The organism is Actinotalea subterranea (assembly GCF_008364845.1).
Classification (GTDB): domain Bacteria; phylum Actinomycetota; class Actinomycetes; order Actinomycetales; family Cellulomonadaceae; genus Actinotalea; species Actinotalea subterranea.
The window spans coordinates 166,124-181,489 of sequence record NZ_VTTP01000003.1 but is presented as its reverse complement, the minus strand read 5'-3'; the positions used below and the strand labels follow the sequence as shown (position 1 = coordinate 181,489).

Annotated in this window: 13 protein-coding genes; 5 read left to right on the top strand and 8 right to left on the bottom strand. The window is 74.1% G+C overall.

Annotation, left to right across the window (positions count from 1 at the left end; genetic code table 11):
• Positions 1 to 94 precede the first annotated feature (94 nt).
• From FZ988_RS06695 to FZ988_RS06680, 4 genes are all read right to left on the bottom strand, one after another.
• Complete coding sequence (locus FZ988_RS06695) at positions 95 to 772, bottom strand: PadR family transcriptional regulator (protein WP_149203245.1); 678 nt, start codon at positions 770 to 772, stop codon at positions 95 to 97.
• A gap of 197 nt (positions 773 to 969) precedes the next feature.
• A complete protein-coding gene (locus tag FZ988_RS06690; RefSeq protein ID WP_149203244.1) occupies positions 970 to 2,025 on the bottom strand; it encodes a hypothetical protein in 1,056 nt (351 codons plus the stop codon).
• The gene (locus tag FZ988_RS06685; protein ID WP_246169280.1) at positions 2,022 to 2,567 is read right to left on the bottom strand and encodes a SigE family RNA polymerase sigma factor; all 546 of its coding nucleotides are present in this window, start codon (positions 2,565 to 2,567) and stop codon (positions 2,022 to 2,024) included. The genes FZ988_RS06690 and FZ988_RS06685 overlap by 4 nt, the downstream gene beginning before the upstream one ends.
• A gap of 121 nt (positions 2,568 to 2,688) precedes the next feature.
• Positions 2,689 to 3,057: a hypothetical protein gene (locus tag FZ988_RS06680; protein WP_188079007.1), complete on the bottom strand. Its 369-nt coding sequence runs from the start codon at positions 3,055 to 3,057 to the stop codon at positions 2,689 to 2,691.
• A 254-nt stretch (positions 3,058 to 3,311) separates the two neighbouring features.
• On the opposite strand from FZ988_RS06680, the gene FZ988_RS06675 reads away from it, so the two are divergent.
• Entirely contained in the window at positions 3,312 to 4,265 is a 954-nt protein-coding gene (locus tag FZ988_RS06675) for a zinc-binding dehydrogenase (RefSeq protein WP_149203243.1), read from the top strand.
• 87 nt (positions 4,266 to 4,352) lie between these two features.
• Here the strand turns inward: FZ988_RS06675 and FZ988_RS06670 are convergent, their stop codons facing one another.
• Entirely contained in the window at positions 4,353 to 5,663 is a 1,311-nt protein-coding gene (locus FZ988_RS06670; RefSeq protein ID WP_149203242.1) for a glycosyltransferase, read from the bottom strand.
• A complete protein-coding gene (locus FZ988_RS06665) occupies positions 5,660 to 7,873 on the bottom strand; it encodes a glycoside hydrolase domain-containing protein (protein WP_246169279.1) in 2,214 nt (737 codons plus the stop codon). Before FZ988_RS06665 ends, FZ988_RS06670 begins: the two co-directional genes overlap by 4 nt.
• Before the next feature lie 147 nt (positions 7,874 to 8,020).
• Here FZ988_RS06665 and FZ988_RS06660 point away from each other — a divergent pair, with 147 nt between their 5' ends.
• Positions 8,021 to 10,087: a S9 family peptidase gene (locus FZ988_RS06660; RefSeq protein ID WP_149203241.1), complete on the top strand. Its 2,067-nt coding sequence runs from the start codon at positions 8,021 to 8,023 to the stop codon at positions 10,085 to 10,087.
• 48 nt (positions 10,088 to 10,135) lie between these two features.
• Here the strand turns inward: FZ988_RS06660 and FZ988_RS06655 are convergent, their stop codons facing one another.
• Positions 10,136 to 12,043, bottom strand: a complete 1,908-nt coding sequence (locus FZ988_RS06655) for a DUF4914 family protein (protein ID WP_149203240.1) — start codon at positions 12,041 to 12,043, stop codon at positions 10,136 to 10,138.
• 321 nt (positions 12,044 to 12,364) lie between these two features.
• Here FZ988_RS06655 and FZ988_RS18715 point away from each other — a divergent pair, with 321 nt between their 5' ends.
• From FZ988_RS18715 to FZ988_RS06640, 3 genes are all read left to right on the top strand, one after another.
• Entirely contained in the window at positions 12,365 to 12,994 is a 630-nt protein-coding gene (locus FZ988_RS18715) for a DUF2809 domain-containing protein (RefSeq protein ID WP_223145052.1), read from the top strand.
• Positions 12,991 to 13,479, top strand: a complete 489-nt coding sequence (locus FZ988_RS06645) for a hypothetical protein (protein ID WP_149203239.1) — start codon at positions 12,991 to 12,993, stop codon at positions 13,477 to 13,479. The genes FZ988_RS18715 and FZ988_RS06645 overlap by 4 nt, the downstream gene beginning before the upstream one ends.
• Positions 13,480 to 13,592: 113 nt before the next feature.
• Positions 13,593 to 14,426 (top strand): plasmid pRiA4b ORF-3 family protein, encoded by an 834-nt coding sequence (locus FZ988_RS06640; protein WP_149203238.1) that lies wholly within the window; start codon positions 13,593 to 13,595, stop codon positions 14,424 to 14,426.
• Positions 14,427 to 14,459: 33 nt separating this feature from the next.
• On the opposite strand, the gene FZ988_RS06635 is transcribed toward FZ988_RS06640, so the two are convergent.
• Positions 14,460 to 15,284 (bottom strand): DNA-formamidopyrimidine glycosylase family protein, encoded by an 825-nt coding sequence (locus FZ988_RS06635; RefSeq protein WP_149203237.1) that lies wholly within the window; start codon positions 15,282 to 15,284, stop codon positions 14,460 to 14,462.
• Between the last annotated feature and the right edge of the window lie 82 nt (positions 15,285 to 15,366).

Genomic DNA, 15,366 nt, shown 5'->3' with positions numbered 1-15,366 from the left:
CTCCGCGAGGCGGCGCAGGCGCGGGCCGGCTTCCTCACGCCTCGGCCCGGTCCCCGAGGCCGCGCCCCCGCGGGCCGGCGCCCGCGTCGGCGCGTCAGATGTCGTCGGAGGTGTCCTGCGCGAGGAGTCGATAGAGCTCCTTGCGTGCTGCGGCGATCGCCGTCGCCGCAGCGGTGTGCTGGGCTGGGGACCCGACGCGCGCGACCTGCCGCACGGCGTCGCGCAGCGCGAGGAACTCCTCGCGGAACGCGAGGGCCGGCCCGTGGTCCTCCCCGTCGACCGTCCACGGCGTCCCGAGGCGGTCACGGTTCTCCTCGACGTGCGCGCTGCCCGCGGGCGTGAGAGACGCGGTCTTGCGCCCCTCGATGCTCTCGATCGTGACGAGTCCCTCGTCCTCGAGTGCCTGGAGCGTCGGGTAGACCGACCCGGGGCTGGGCGTCCACGAGCCCGAGCTGCGCTCGGCGATCTCCTGGATGAGCTCGTACCCGTGTCGCGGCTGCTCGTCGAGGAGCAGCAGGATCGCGGAGCGGACGTCGCCGCGGGCGCGGCCCCGTCCTCGGTGGCCGCCCGGGCCTCGGAAGCCACGGGGGCCTCCCATGGGCGGACCGCCACGGTGCCCGCGGTGCGGTCCGCCGCGTCCGCCCGAGAACGGGTCGGGCCCGCCGCGTCCGCCGGCGAAGGGGTCGGGCCCGTCGCCCGGTCCGTCGGGCCACGCGGGGCGGAAGTGGCGCTCGTGGTGCTCCGGCTGGGTGAAGTGGTCATGGTTGCGCATGATGGTGTCCTTTCTCGACAGCATCACGATATATCGGGAGCGTGTCGAGTGCAAGGCTCGCGACGGCGACGGCGACGCCGGCGGTGGTCGTGGTGATGCTTCGGTCCGGTCAGTGCCGACAGTGACCTCGGTCTGGCGGCGCGCCGCCCCTCGACACGGCACACCAGCGCGGGCCCGATCCAGGTCGCGCTCTCGACCTACGGCACCGGCAGGCGGGGGTCGTCCGGCGTGACGGGCTCGAGGCGCTCGGCGGTCTCGCGCAGCTCGGTGAGGTCCGCGCCGGCGATGACCAGCCGGTAGCTGGCCTCAGCGGTGTTCCAGCGGATGCCGGCGCCGCCCTGCTCGTCCGGCAGGTACACGGCCGCGGCGTCGCCGACCGTCGTGTACTGCTGCTCCCCGGGCCACGCCGCCCGGGCCTCCACGGGGGCACGCGCCGGGCTCGTCACCTCCAGGTAGGTGTACCCGCCCGCCTCGTACTGGACGGCCCACCGGTAGACGGTCCCGTCGGGCTCGTGCTCCGGGACCGGCACGGACTCGAACCCCTCGGGCACGGTGGCCAGCCCGGTGTCGTCGAGTGACGCGGTCAAGGTCTCGGCGAGCTCCTCGACGCTCAGCCCGGCGGCCTCGGCGAACCATCGGACGCCGTCGTCGTCGGTCCAGGACACGTAGTGGTGCCCGGCGGGCGGGCTCAGCACGTCGGCCGGGTGGCCGAGCACCGTGGCCTCGTCCAGGTCGGTGATGCCCCGGAACGGCTCGGTCACGTCGCGGTACACGACCACGCCCCGCTGCCCGTCCTCGTCGTGCAGCACGGCGACGGGGACCGCGTCGCACACGGCCGGACCTGAGGTGACCACGGCGTACTCCGGCGTGCGGTCGTCGACGAGGTGAAGGATCCCGGCCACGGGTGCCAACGAGCCCCACCGGTCGGTCGGGACCACCTGGTCCGGGTCGGACAACCCGGGGACCGGCACCTCGGCGCAGCCGTGGCCCACGGCGGCGACGGGCAGGATGCCGAGGAGCGGGGCCGCCGCCGGCACCGGCTCCGCCCCGCCGTCGACGCCAGTCCAGCCGGCCCCGACCGCGACGACGGCCAGCGCCACCACGGCCGTCACCGCCGAGAGCCCCGCGGTTCGACGCCGCCGCGCCCGCCGGCTGGAGGCGAGCACCCGCTCGGCACTGAGGCCCGAGTGCAGGGCGTCCAGGCTCGCCGCGGACCGCAGCCGCGCCGAGAACTCGTCGTCCGAGACCGTCATGACAGCTCCGTTCCTGACTCGTCCATGGTGTGTCGCAGACGCGCGAGCCCCCGCGCGGCGCTGCTCTTGACCGTGCCGACCGGGATGCCGAGCTCAGCGGCGACCTCCGCCTCGCTGAGCTCGAGCAGGTGCCGCAGGACGACCACACGACGCTGCTTCACGGGCAGGAGCAGCAGCGCGCGGACGACGGCGTCCCTGTCGTCGACGACCCCGGTCGCCGCCGAGGTCGCGCCAGAAGCCGGCGGGTCGAACCCGCTGAGGACCTCCCGCCGGGTGCGCCGCCACGTGTCGACACGCAGGTTGGCGAGGATGCGGCGTGCCCAGACCAGCGGGTCACCGCGTCGGGCGGTGCGCCAGGACCGCCATGTCCGCTCGAACGTCTGCTGGGTGAGGTCCTCGGCCCGGTGGTGGTCACCGCACAGCAGGTAGGCCATCCGGTACAGCGGGTCACGTGCCGCCTTGATGAACGCCACGAACTCTTCCTCGTACGTGGCGTCCGTCGTGACCACGAGCCAGTCGTCCCCGGGTCGAGGCTCGCTCACCTGGTCGCCCTTCGTCGGCGCCGAGGCGGCCTCTGTCGCAGTCACACCCCCAACACGCAGCGGGGTCCCGGAAGGTTCCACCCGGGTGGCGCCGGTCTCAGGTGAGGCGTCGCGACCCTGCTCAGCGCGGCCGTGGTTCCGTCGTCGGGCGGTCCGACGCGCGCGTCGTCCCACCCGAGAGGGCAGCTCCACCCGCGCGCACGACGAGGAGATGCGCTCCGAGGCCGAGGGCGACCGCTGCGAGGCCCGCGGCCGGGTACCCGCCGAGCGCGTCCGCGAGCAGGTGCGCCGCGACGAAGCACCCGACGCCGATCAGCGCGACGACGACGAGGCGCCACCATGCGGTTCTGTGGACCTCGCGCAGGACGCACCAGGCGAGGCCTCCCACGAGCACCACGGCGCCGAGCGCGCGCACACCGCTGACGTCGGCCACCACGAACCCGAGGAAGAGGGTCGCGGCGGCGAGGACGTCGGTCGTCAGCTGCCTCACGCGCGGAACTCTACGGCGACCGCCGGTGCTCCCCGCCGGGAACGGCGTCGGCCACGCAGCAGGCCCGCAGGCGCCGGGCGCCCCTCGTCGGCCTCGCGCGCCCGAAGAGGACCAACGTCCTGGCGCGCCCGGGCCACCGGGATCACAGTGGGAGGGACACGTGCCAGCGTCGGCACGGTCCACGGGCTCCGGTGGACACGTCGGGCCCGCGCGGGATCAACGGTGCGTCGTCCGCGCCGCCGTGGAGGTCAGCCATGAAGGCCTGGCAGTTCACCACCACCCACGAGCCGCTCGTGCTCAACGAGATCCCCGAGCCGACGCCCGGACCGGGCGAGGTCGTCCTCGACGTCAAGGCCGCGGGGCTGTGCCACTCGGATGTCGGCGTGCTCGACGACGAGGGCTGGCTGGGCATGATCCCGAACCGCCCGATCACGATGGGCCACGAGATCGCGGGCGTGATCCGCGCGGTCGGCCCCGACGTGACCGACTGGGCTGTCGGCGACCGGGTCGGCGTGTGCCCGACCGGCGACAGCGGCGTCTCACCGGGCTACGGGCGCGACGGCGGCTTCTCGTTCCAGCACCGGGTCAGCACGGGCGACCTCGTGCGGATGCCCGACGGCCTGTCGTTCGAGCTCGCGGCCCTCGGTACGGACGCCGGCATGACGGCGTACCACGCGCTCATGACGATCGGCGGCGCGAAGGCGGGCGACAAGGTCGGCATCATCGGCCTGGGCGGCCTCGGGCAGGTCGGGGCACGCGTCGCCGTCGTCACGGGCTGCGAGGTCCACGTCGCCGAGGTCAACGACGCCGTGTGGCCGCTCGCCCACGAGGTCGGTGCCACGGGTGTCGTGCACGACGCCGCCGAATGGGCCGGGCAGGACTTCGACCTCGTGGTCGACTACGCGGGATTCGGCACGACGACGGCGAACGCCGTCAAGGCGATCCGGCGCGACGGCACGGTCGTCCTCGTCGGCATGGGCAAGCTCCAGCTCACGCTCGACACCATGGACATGATCCTCAAGCAGGCGCGTGTGCTCGGCAGCAACGGCGGGACCAAGGCCGACGTCGCGGCCTGCTACGACCTCCTGGCGTCGGGTGCGGTCCGGCCGAGCACCACGGTCATCACGTTCGAGGAGATCCCCGAGGGCATCGACCGGTTGCGCCGGCACGAGGTCACCGGGCGCGTCGTCGCGCACGTCGCGGACTGACGAAGCCCGGACCCTTCCGTCCCGACCCCGCCGCCCCGGCCTCGGCCCGTCACCACGGTCAGGCGGCGGGGTCGGGCGCTGCGCCGCTCACCCCCGCACGACGCGCAGGCGCGCTCGGCTCCCCGCGCGCGCGAGCGCCTCGATGCGGTCGAAGACGACGCCGCGGTCGAACCTGAGCGCGTGCTCCCGGGCACGCGCCTCGAGCCGCGCCCGCTCGCCCGGGGCCAGCTCCAGCACCAGGTGGTCGAGCGCCGCCGCGATCGCCCCGGGGTCCTCGACGGGCACGAACGTCGCGCAGTCCCCGACGGCTTCGCGGATGCCACCCGTCTGCGTGGTGATCACGGGCCCGCCGCCCGCGAGCATCTTCTCGACGAGGGCGATCCCGAAGGTCTCGACGAACTCCGGGAGGGGCTTGCTCGGCAGCACGTAGGCGGCGCAGCCGGCCATGAGGTGCGGCTTCTCGGCGTCGTCGACGTCGTCGAGGAACGTGATCCGGTCGGCGCGCGGGGACGCCGCCGCGAGCGCCCGCAGCCGACCGGCCTCGGGCCCGTTGCCTGCGACGACGAGCCGCACGTGGTCCGCCGCGCGGCTGCGCGCGTACCCGGCGATGAGGTCGTCGACTCCCTTGGCAGGGCTGAGCCGGGACAGGAAGAGCGCGTACCCGTCGGGCTCGAGGCCGCGGCGCGCGAGCGCCCGCCGGGTCTCCTGCGGGTCGAGGTCCACGAGGCTCGACACGTCGACTGCCGGGTAGGAGATCTCGACCCGCGCCCGGCACTGGGCCGCGAAGGTCGTGCCGTGCCTGGCGTCGACCGCCTCGGCCTCGCTGATGATGAGGTCGCGCGTGTAGGCGGAGACGGCGAGGCACACGTCGTGGCTCAGGTAGCTCGACAGGACGTGGGCCGCGGCACCGAAGCGCCCCTCCTCGACGCACGAGCGCACCACGTTCGTGACGTCGGACCCGACGGCCTCCGCGACCGTCGTGACGTCCACGGTGAGCCCGGTGCTCTCGGCGACGCGCACGGCGTCGGCGACGGCGACGGCGTGCGGGCTCAGGTACAGCGACAGGCAGAGCGTCGGCACACCGTCGGTGAAGAGCTCGACGAGGCGCCCCGTGAGCCCCGCGAGGTACCGGCCGTCGGGCACCTTGTAGTCGCCCACGGGTCCGGGCCGCTCCACGGTGATGCCCTCGCTGTAGGGGAGCACGCGGTCGAGGGGCTTGAGGGGGAGCCCGGCCTCACGCAGGCGCTCGACGGGCCAGGTGACGATGCGCACGTCGTCGTATCCCCGCTCGCGGGCGGCCTCGGCGAGGTGCCTTGCCTCGCCCGCGTGGCCGCAGATCACGGGGTCCGCTCGCACGATGATGACGAGGCGGTTGCGGGGTCGGTGCGGTGCGGTCATCGCGGTCCTTCCGTGGAGGCCGACGGCGGTCGGCGAGCGGACCCCCCGCCCGGCGTCGGGCCGAGGTCGACGAGGAGACGTGCGCCCCGGTGCAGCTCGGTGCCGGTGAGCCAGGTGCGGTCGAGCGGGACGCCGTCGAGGGTCACGCCCTGCACGTGCTGCGCGGGGGCGTCGGGCTCGGGCTCCACGAACCCGCGGGTCTCGACCGTCACCACCGCGTCACCCACCTCGATGCGGGACTCGCGCCAGGCGGGCGCGTTGAGCAGCACGAGGTTCTGGCCGGCCACGGGGAACAGGCCGAGCGACGCCCACACGTACCAGGAGGACAGGCCGCCCGAGTCGTCGTTTCCGGGGAGCCCACCCCGTCCCGTGCCGAACTGGTGGTGCAGCACGGCGTGCACGACGTCGGCGGTCCGGTCGGGCCTGCCCGCGTACTGGTAGGCCCAGGGCGCCTCCATGTCGGGCTCGTTGTTGAGCCCCTCGAAGCGGTTCAGGGCGTACCCGCGTGCCATCTCCTCGACGGACGGCCGCACGCCCGGCTGCGTGACGGTGTCGGCCCCGAACCCGAAGAACCGGTCGAGGAGCCCGACGAAGGCGTCGTCGCCGCCCGCGAGGTCGATGCGCGCCGCCATGTCGTGGAGCAGCCGGAACGAGTAGTTCCACTTGCCGCCCTCGTAGTACGTGGAGTCCTTGAGGAGCCCGTCCGCGGGGTCGAACGCGTTGACCCACCGGCCGGCGAGCGGCGCGAACTGCTCGACGAGCGCGCGGTCGCCCAGGTGCTGTGCGACCCGTGACGTGCACCAGTACCCGAACGCGAGGTCGAGCGTGTGGCTGATGGGGTGCGCCTCGCCGCGCAGGAGGAAGTCCTCTCCGTACGTGCGCCGCAGGTCGTTGTGCATGTGCACCAGGGCCCAGTCCCAGTCCATGCCCGGGAGCCCCAGCTGGCACAGATCCGCCAAGAAGGTGTGCGCGAGGGCGCTCGCCTGCCGCGTGAACTGGTCGGCGCCGCGGGCCATGCGGTAGCCGATGGGCAGGTTGCCCTCCTCCTCGCAGATGTAGAGCAGTGCCTGCGCGAGCTCGACCGCGCGCTCGGGCAGGAGCGTCGTCAGCAGGGGGAGCTGGGTGCGGTAGATGTCCCACATCGTCGAGATGTCGAACGCGAACGCGCCGCCCGCGGGCCAGAACGGGCTCTCGTCGGGTGCGAGGCACGGCTTGACGAGCGAGTGGTAGAGCGCGGTCGAGAACACGGTCTGGCGGTCGGTCGAGGGCGTGTCGACCGTGACCTTGCCGAGGTGCTCGCGCCACGTCTGCGCGGTCGCGGCTCTCCGCACGTCGAACGTGGAGGTGCCCGACGCCGCCTCGCCGCAGTCCGCGCGGAGGTTCTGGCGGGCCTGCTCGACGCCGCGCAGCGAGAACCCGAACCGCAGCTCGACGACCTGTCCGGGCTCGGTCGGCCCCGCCCACATGAGGCCGAAGGGGCGCAGCGTGGTGGGGCGGATGTGGTCGAAGTCGAGGCGCGTGCCACCCGGCATGAGCCGCCGGTCGTACCAGAGCATCTGCCGCCACGACGCGGCGTCGCACTCGACGTGGACGGCGAGCGGCGCGCCCTCGACGACGATCTCGCCCTGCGCGACGCCGGGCGCGAGCGAGTGCAGGTGGGCGCGCAGCGGCACGGTGCGCCCGTAGGGGATCGCGAGGCCGCCCAGGGACGCGTCGATCACGAGGCGGGCGTCCCGGTGCCCGGGGAACGTGTACCGGTGCACGGCGCTCTTGGGCCCGACGGTCACCTCGCACCGGATGCCCGCGAGGGTCGCCGCGTACCAGCCGGGTTCCGCGCGCTCGTCCTCGATCTCCCACAGCTCGCCGAGCGCGTCGAGCGGCTGGAGCATCGGTGTGACCCGGAAGTAGTTGTAGTACTTGCGGATCGCGCCCGTCCCGGACTGCTGGAAGTGCGTGAACCCGGAGGCCACGAGCCCCGTGTGCAGCGGCGCGGGCACCCCCTCGGTCGAGAGGTCGTGCCGGCCGTAGCCCGTCGGGTACGCGCCCGAGTACGCGCACGCGGAGACCATGCCGAGCGGGTAGGTGGCGCCGGGGTGCGTGTTGCCGACCTGGGGCTTGGGCCACCACCACGTCGCGGCCAGGCCCGACGGCGGGGCGAGGGCCGTGACCTCGGTGCCGATGAACGGGTCGACGTGCTCGATCACGGGCATCGCCCGGGGGCGTGCACGGGTCCGACGCCGCTGTCCATGGGCCGACGCTACGAGCCGCACATGTCCTCGCTGTTGCGCCCAGGTGACGGTTCGGAGGTCAGCCCGTGGCGTGCCCGGGTGGGTGCCGCGCGGGCGTAGGTTCGTCGCGTGATCCCTGCTGACGTCGCGCTCCTGCGCACCCCCGGAACCCCAGCCCTCAGCCCCGACGGGACGACCGTCGTCGTCGCCGTGACCGCACCGGACCTCGACTCCGACGAGTACGCCGGGCAGCTCTGGCGCATGCCGACGGACGGGTCGCACCCGCCCGTGCGCCTCACGCGCGGCCACCGCGACACGTCGCCCGTGTGGTCCCCGGACGGCCGCTGGATCGCCTTCCTGCGCGCCGAGCGGCGCGGCAAGCCCCAGGTCCACGTCGTCGAGGCCGCCGGTGGGGAGCCCGTCGCCCTCACGGACGCGCCGCTCGGGGCGTCGGCGCCGCGCTTCTCGCCGGACGGCACGCGCCTCGCGTTCCTCGCCCGCGTGCCCGAGGAGGGCCGCTACGTCCCCGGCGAGGACGCCGGCGCGGAGCCGCCCCGGCACATCACGACGTTCACGTACCGCGGCGACAACCTGGGCTTCTTCCGCGACCGGCCCCAGCACGTCTTCGTGCTCGACGTGCCGCAGGACCCGACCCCCGGCGAGCTGCCGACGGCCGTGGACCTCACGCCCGACGCCGAGGACGTGAGCGGCGCGGAGTGGTTGCCCGGCGGCGAGCGCCTCGTGGCGATCAGCGCCGTGCACGCGGGCCGCGACGAGGACCTGCGTCGGGACGCGGTGCTCGTCGACGCTCCGGCTGCTGCGCCTCGCGCGCCCCTCGTGCCCCTCACGGACGCGGCCGCCGGGTCGCGGCTCAGCGTCGACGCCGTCCGCCCCTCGGCGGACGGCCGGACCCTGTGGCTGCTCGCGAGCGACCAGGGGCCGGGCGGCAAGGACTTCGTCGCCGCGCAGACGGGCCTGTTCTCGCTCGACCTCGGCGCGGTGCTCGCTCCGCCCGCGGCCGGTGAGGCGGGCGCAGCCCCCGGCGTCGTGCCCGTGCGCCACACCGACCCGGAGACCGTCGACCTCGTGCCCGGGATCCTCGTGGACGCCGGCGACGAGGTGCTCGTCGCCGATCAGCGGCGAGGCGCCGTCGTGCTCGTCGCGCTGCCCGCCGCGCACCGGCCTGCGGGCCCGGCGGAGACGGTCGAGGGCCGGACCCTCGTCGACGGGCCCCTCGTGGTGCTCGGCGCCGACGCCCGCCCGGGCTCGACCGTGGTGGTCGCGAGCGTCGCGGGCCCCGACTCGGCGGGCGACGTCCTCGCGCTCGACCTCTCCGCGGGCGAGCGCCGCCTCACGGACCTGTCCGCGGCGTTGCGCTCGACGGGGCGCCTCCACCTCCCGCGCGAGCTCACGGCGACCGCGCCCGACGGCTACCCGGTGCACGGGTGGGTCGCGCTGCCCGCGTCGGCGCCCGGCGCGGGGCCGGTCCCGACGATCCTGATGGTCCACGGCGGGCCGTTCGCGCAGTACACGCACGCCCTGTTCGACGAGGTCCAGACCCTCGTCGAGGCGGGCTACGCCGTCGTCTACGGGAACCCGCGCGGCTCGGCGGGCTACGGGGCGACGCACGGCTCGGCGATCCGCCACGCGTTCGGCACGGTCGACGCCGACGACGTCCTCGCGCTCCTCGACGCCGCGCTGGCGGACAGCGCTCTGGGCCTCGACGCCGACCGGGTGGGCGTCATGGGCGGCTCGTACGGCGGCTACATGACGGCCTGGCTGACGACGCGCACCCACCGGTTCGCTGCGGCGATCGTCGAGCGCGGGTTCCTCGACCCGGTGAGCTTCGTCGGGTCGAGCGACATCGGCTGGTTCTTCGGCCTCGGGTACCTCGGGGACGCGGCGACCCCCGAGGGTGCTGCGGCGCTGGCCGCGCAGTCACCCATGGCGCACGTCGGTGACGTCCGCACGCCCACGCTCGTCATCCACTCGGAGAACGACTGGCGCTGCCCGGTCGAGCAGGGTCAGCGGTGGTTCGTCGAGCTCAAGCGCCGCGGCGTCCCGGCCGAGCTCCTGCTCTTCCCGGGCGAGGGGCACGAGCTCACGCGCTCCGGCCGCCCGCGCCACCGCGTCGTGCGGCTCGAGCACGTGCTGCGCTGGTGGGCGCAGCACCTTCCCGTCGAGCGCATGGGCTGACGGCGGTCACGGCCGCCGGGGGCCTCCCCGGCGGCCGCGTCGTCGTGCTCAGCTTGCGAGCGGTGTCAGCGCGACGTAGTCCTCGATCGTCCCGTCGCGCAGGCAGACCTCGATGATCTGCCGGCCCAGCGGGTCGAGGTCGTCGGTCAGGTACTGCGCGAGCTCGCTCTTGAAGAAGTCGGTGAGGATCTTCGCCCCGGCGTCGTACGCGGCCTCGCCGACCTGCGACTGCTTGTCGGGCCGCAGGAACGTGGGCCGGATGAGCTGGCCGTCGATCTTCATCTCACGCAGCGTGTAGCCGAACAGGGCGCAGCGCGACGCCACGAGGTGCTCGGGGCGGATGCGCCCGGCGCCGCGGCGGGCCAGGTACTCGCGCGTGAGCCACTCGGCGGCGAACCCGACGCGGTACGCACCGATGTGCTGGTTGGGCGTCAGGACGTACCGGGTGCGCGACGCGTCGACGAGCTGACGCAGCAGCAGGTTCGCGGCCGCGACCTTGGTGCCCGTCGAGAACGGCCAGTAGGAGCCGACGCCCTCGGAGATCATGCCGCCGTGCGCGATGGCGGCCGCGGCACCCGCGCTCTCGCCGATCGACGGGTTCTTGTCCCCGCGGGGGGCGATGAGGCGCCACAGCCACGCGAGCGACGGCGGGACGATGTGGGTCATCCCCATGATCCCGTAGCTCGGCGCGGTGCGCGTGCACGCGGGCATGCGCACGCCGAACGTGCGGACGTCGACCTCCTCGGGCTCGTTGACGACGCCCTTGATGAGCCGGCGCGGCACGACGACGCGAGGGTTGGGGCACGGCTTGCCGGTCGAGTCGAGCGTGTGCTCCCACGGCAGCGCCGTGGCGTCGGGCATGCCCTGGATGTTGAAGAACACGAGGGGCTCGGCCGGGTGGATGACGACGCGCTCGAGGTTCACGTCCTCGCCGTACTCGGTGAGGTTGTCGACGCGCACGAACCAGCCGTCCTCGGCGTCCGTCACGACGAGCCGCCCGGCGCTGTTCTGCAGCGACGCGTGGCACAGCGTCATGTCGTCGGTGACGGGTGCGAGCTTGCTCGTCTCGCCGAGGTTGATGAAGTAGGGCTCCTCGGTGACGACGTTCGTGCCGAGCAGGATGCGGCCGTCGTCCTGGCGGCGGATCTCCTGGCACATCTCCGACTTGCCGCCGCCCGAGGCGCCCTCGTGCATCACGATCGTCTCGTTCTCGTACGGCGTCGTGACGCGCACCGACGAGGCGTGCGCGGTGAGCCAGCCCTCGCGCTCGCCGATGTCGAGCAGCACCGAGAACACGCCCTTCTTGGCGCTGGGCCCCGGGTACAGGTTGTACGCGAACAGCTCGTGCAGGGAATCGGTGCGGTCGTGCACGACGACCTGCCGACCACCGAACCGGGTGTGCCGGAACGGCGGCGCGACGTACAGGATCGAGCGGGGCGCGAACGGCCCGAGCTCCTCGAACGTGACCCAGCCCTGGAGGTCGACGAGCGCGACCATGAAGAACGCGGCGTTGACCGGGCAGATCGCGACCGACGGGTAGCCGTACGTGGGGCCGCCGGCCTTGTAGGGCACGACGACGAGGTCCTGCCCGGCGAGCCAGTCGAGCGTCTCCGCCTTGACGTCGGCGAACTCCGTGCCGAAGACGTCGCGGTAGCGCGGCTTGTCCGTCGGCAGGTCGTCGGCGATGCGCATGCAGTCGGGGTCCCGGCGGCGCATGTAGTCCTCGGGGTAGTTCACCGCGAGGCCGTTGCGGCAGCGCACCACGTCGGCCTCGGGCACCATCGTGCCGTCGACGTCGTACTCGACCGTGAACCGGGGGCCGCCGTCCGGGCCCAGGGCCAGCGCGTACAGCTCGGCCCGCGACGAGGGCACGACGACGGACCTCGCGTTCTCGAGCGTGGTGCGCACGGCGTCGGGCAGGGCCACGTCGGGCAGCACTGCGCTGGTGGGTGCCATGCCGGCAAAGGGTCGGCTCACTGTCAGCTCCTCGGTCGAACCAGGGGAAGGTCTCGAGCTCCTTTGCTCTCGCCGTCGTGCTGATCGGGATCACCGTGGGCACGGGCTTTGCCGAAGCATTACGTCTGGCTGGGGTGGTGTTCCTGGGACCTTTGGGCGGTTCGTGCGTGGAAGGGCAGGAGTTTCGGTGTGATCGGGGTCACTGGGTGAGACGGCGAGCCCCCCGGTGGGGTCTCGACCGTCAGGCCGAGGCGCTGCGGCACTGCGGCACTGCGGCGCGGGGTCGGCGGCGTCGGGCAGGGCGACACCTAGGCTCGGGTCATGATCGGACGCGCGGGGGGTCGGACGCGGGGCGTGCGTGGGGCGACCGCCGCGCCGGACGGTCTCGGCGCGCGGCGCGCGCGTCTCGCGGTGGCGCTCCTCGTCACCGTCGCGCTCGGCCTCGCGACGACCCGCCTCAAGGGAACGGCGCCGGACCTGCTGGGCGACGGCCTGTACGCCGTCCTCGTGTACCTCCTCCTGGCGCTCGTCGCCCCCCGCGTGCGGCCTCGTACCCTCGGGGCCGGGGCCTTCGCCTGGTGCGCGGCCGTCGAGCTCGCGCAGCTCACGTCCGTCCCTGCCGAGCTCGTCGACGCCTGGGCTCCCTTCCGGTACCTGCTCGGGACGACGTTCGCGCCGGTCGATCTCGTCGCCTACCTCGCGGGCGCGGCGCTCGCGGCCGTGCTCCACGCGAGGCTTGACCCGGTGCCGGGCCCGGCGCCCGAGGTCGAGTCGGTCCCGGTGGGTGGCCCGGTGCCGGAGGCCGGGTCGGACTCGACGCCCGAGGCCGGGTCGGGCCCCGTGGGTGGCCGGGTGCCCGAGGTCGGGTCGGGCCCGGTGGGTGGCCGGGTGCCCGAGGCCGGGTCGGGCGCCCGACGTCCGTCCCGGACGACGCCGGACGGCGCATCGTGACCGCCCGGACCGCCCGGACCGCCCGGACCGTGCGCCTCGTCGCGGGTCCGGTCGTGGCCGCGCTCGCGGGCCTGGTCGCCGGGATCGTGCTCGGCGCGCTCGCGATCTGGCTGTTCACCGCCTCGTCCGACGGCGACGCCTGGTCCGACCTCGCCGGGGTCATCCTCGGGGCGATGGCGGGCGCAAGCCTCGCGGTGCTCGTCTGGGTGATCGGCCTCGTCGTCGCCGCCCGCGCGCTCTTCCCGCGCGGCAGACGGCTCGGCGCGGTGATGCTGACGATGGGGACGACGGCCGTGGTGGTCGTGGGCCTGACGCTCCTGCTGCGGGTCGTCGACGTCCCGGGAGCGACCGGTCTCGAGCCCGTGGTGCTCGTGGCCGTCGTCGGCCTCATCACGTCGAGCGCGATGTTCCCCCTGTGGGACCTCTGGCGGGGCGAGCCGGCTGACGGCGTCGGCGCCGGCGGTCGGCCCGCGCCTGGCGACTGACGCCTGCGACCCACTGGGTCCCGGACCGGCCGGCTGCGCGGCCGACGGCCTCCGTCCACAGGCGAGGGTCCCTGCCGGAGCTCGGTGTCGGCCCCCGCTGATGCGATGGTCGCGTGCCTGGACACCCGCCCCTGACCTTCCGCCTCCACGTCCGCCTGCTCCGTACCCGGTTGCGCATCTGGCGACGCGTGGAGGTGCCCTGCGACCTGACGCTCGACGAGCTCGCGGTCGTCCTCGACGTCGCCATGGGCTGGTCAGGCAGGGCCGGACGGGAGTTCAGCCTGGGCACGAGCTGCCGGGACCCGTACCGGCAACGCATCCTGCCCGCGCAGGTGCTCGACGCGTGGCGCCGCGAGGAGCGCGGGGCCGAGGGCGCGGACGGGCCGTTCGACGATCTGGTTGACGAGCCATGGTCGGCGGGCGTCGTCCGCGTGCGGGACGTCCTCCTGGTGCCGGGCGACCGCCTGCACTACCGGTACGGCGTCGGGTGGCAGCACCTGGTCCGGCTCGAGAAGGTGGTCGACGGCGCGGGGCGGGCGCGCGTCCTCGCCGGCCGGCGCGCGTGCCCGCCCGAGTACCTCGCGACCGTGTGGAGCTACGAGCCGCTCGTCGGCCTCGCCCGAGCCCTCGCGGACCGTGCGGCCGGTACCGGCGCAGGCGGCCCGCCGGGTCCCCGCTCGCAGGACGCGGCCGGTAGGCGCGCCTCGGGAGCCCTTGCGGACGACGCGGCCGGTGGACTGGCCGGGAGCGGTGACGCAGCCGGGCGCGGCTACACAGCCGGGACCGGTCGTCCGGCCGGGACCGGTGGCCCGGCCGGCGGTGCCGTCAGTGACGAGCGCGAGCTCGCGGTGCACTACCCGGGCCTGAGCCCCGCCGAGGTGCTCGAGCTCATGGAGACGTTCGACGTCGCACGGACGGACGCGGTGCTCGAGGCCGTGCTGCGGTGAGCGCCCGACGTCTGGACGCCGAGCAGGCGCGCCCTACAGCTGGCAGTCCGGGCAGTAGTAGACGGCGCCTCCGAGGTAGGCCTCCTTGACGATGCGTGACCCGCAACGGGCGCACGGCAGCGACCGTGTCGTGCGGCCCATGACGACGGAGTAGCCGCCCGCGTTGCCCCGGGCGTCGCGCTCGGTGCTGCGGCCGCCGAGGTGGGTCATCTCGCGCAGCGTCTGACGCACGGAGTGGAACAGCTCGGCGCGTTCGCGCCCGTCGAGCGTGCCCATCTTGCGCTTCGGGTGGACGTGCGCGAACCAGAGGATGTCCTGCAGCACGCCGTTGCCGAGCCCGGGGATGCGCTGCTCGGTCGCGAGGAACGCCTTCGCGGACAACCGGTCCACGCCGGGCGCGGCGAGGAGCCGGGAGGCGTGGGCGTCGTCGAACGCCGGGCCGAGGGGGGAGGGCGCCCGGACGGCCGTGAGGTAGTACGGGTTGTCGTTCTCGCCGATCGGGTGCAGGGACATCCCGCCGTACATCTGGACGGACACCACGAGCGAGGCCCCGTCCTCGAGCACCAGGGCCAGCTGGTGCTTGTCCGGCACCGCCTCGTCCGGGTCGACCAGGCGCGGGTACGCGCCGTCGCTGAGGACGAGCTGGTGGTCGCCCACCGTGATCTCGATCAGCCCGCCGCGCGCGACGGCGCCCGTGAGGGGGCGGCCCTTGAGGTGGTCCGCGTATGCGTGGGGGTCTCCGGTGAAGAACGCCATCTTGTGCGGGGTCCGGTTGACCTCGACCTCGGTCACGATCGCTCCCGCGAGCGACCGTCGGATCTGCTCGGCCATCGTCGTGGCCTCTGGCAGCTCGATCATCGCCGACCACCTCCCCGCATCACCCGAGACTAGGCCTCATACCGGCAGAAAAGCCCCATCGTGGGCGAAAGTTCGCCCGGTC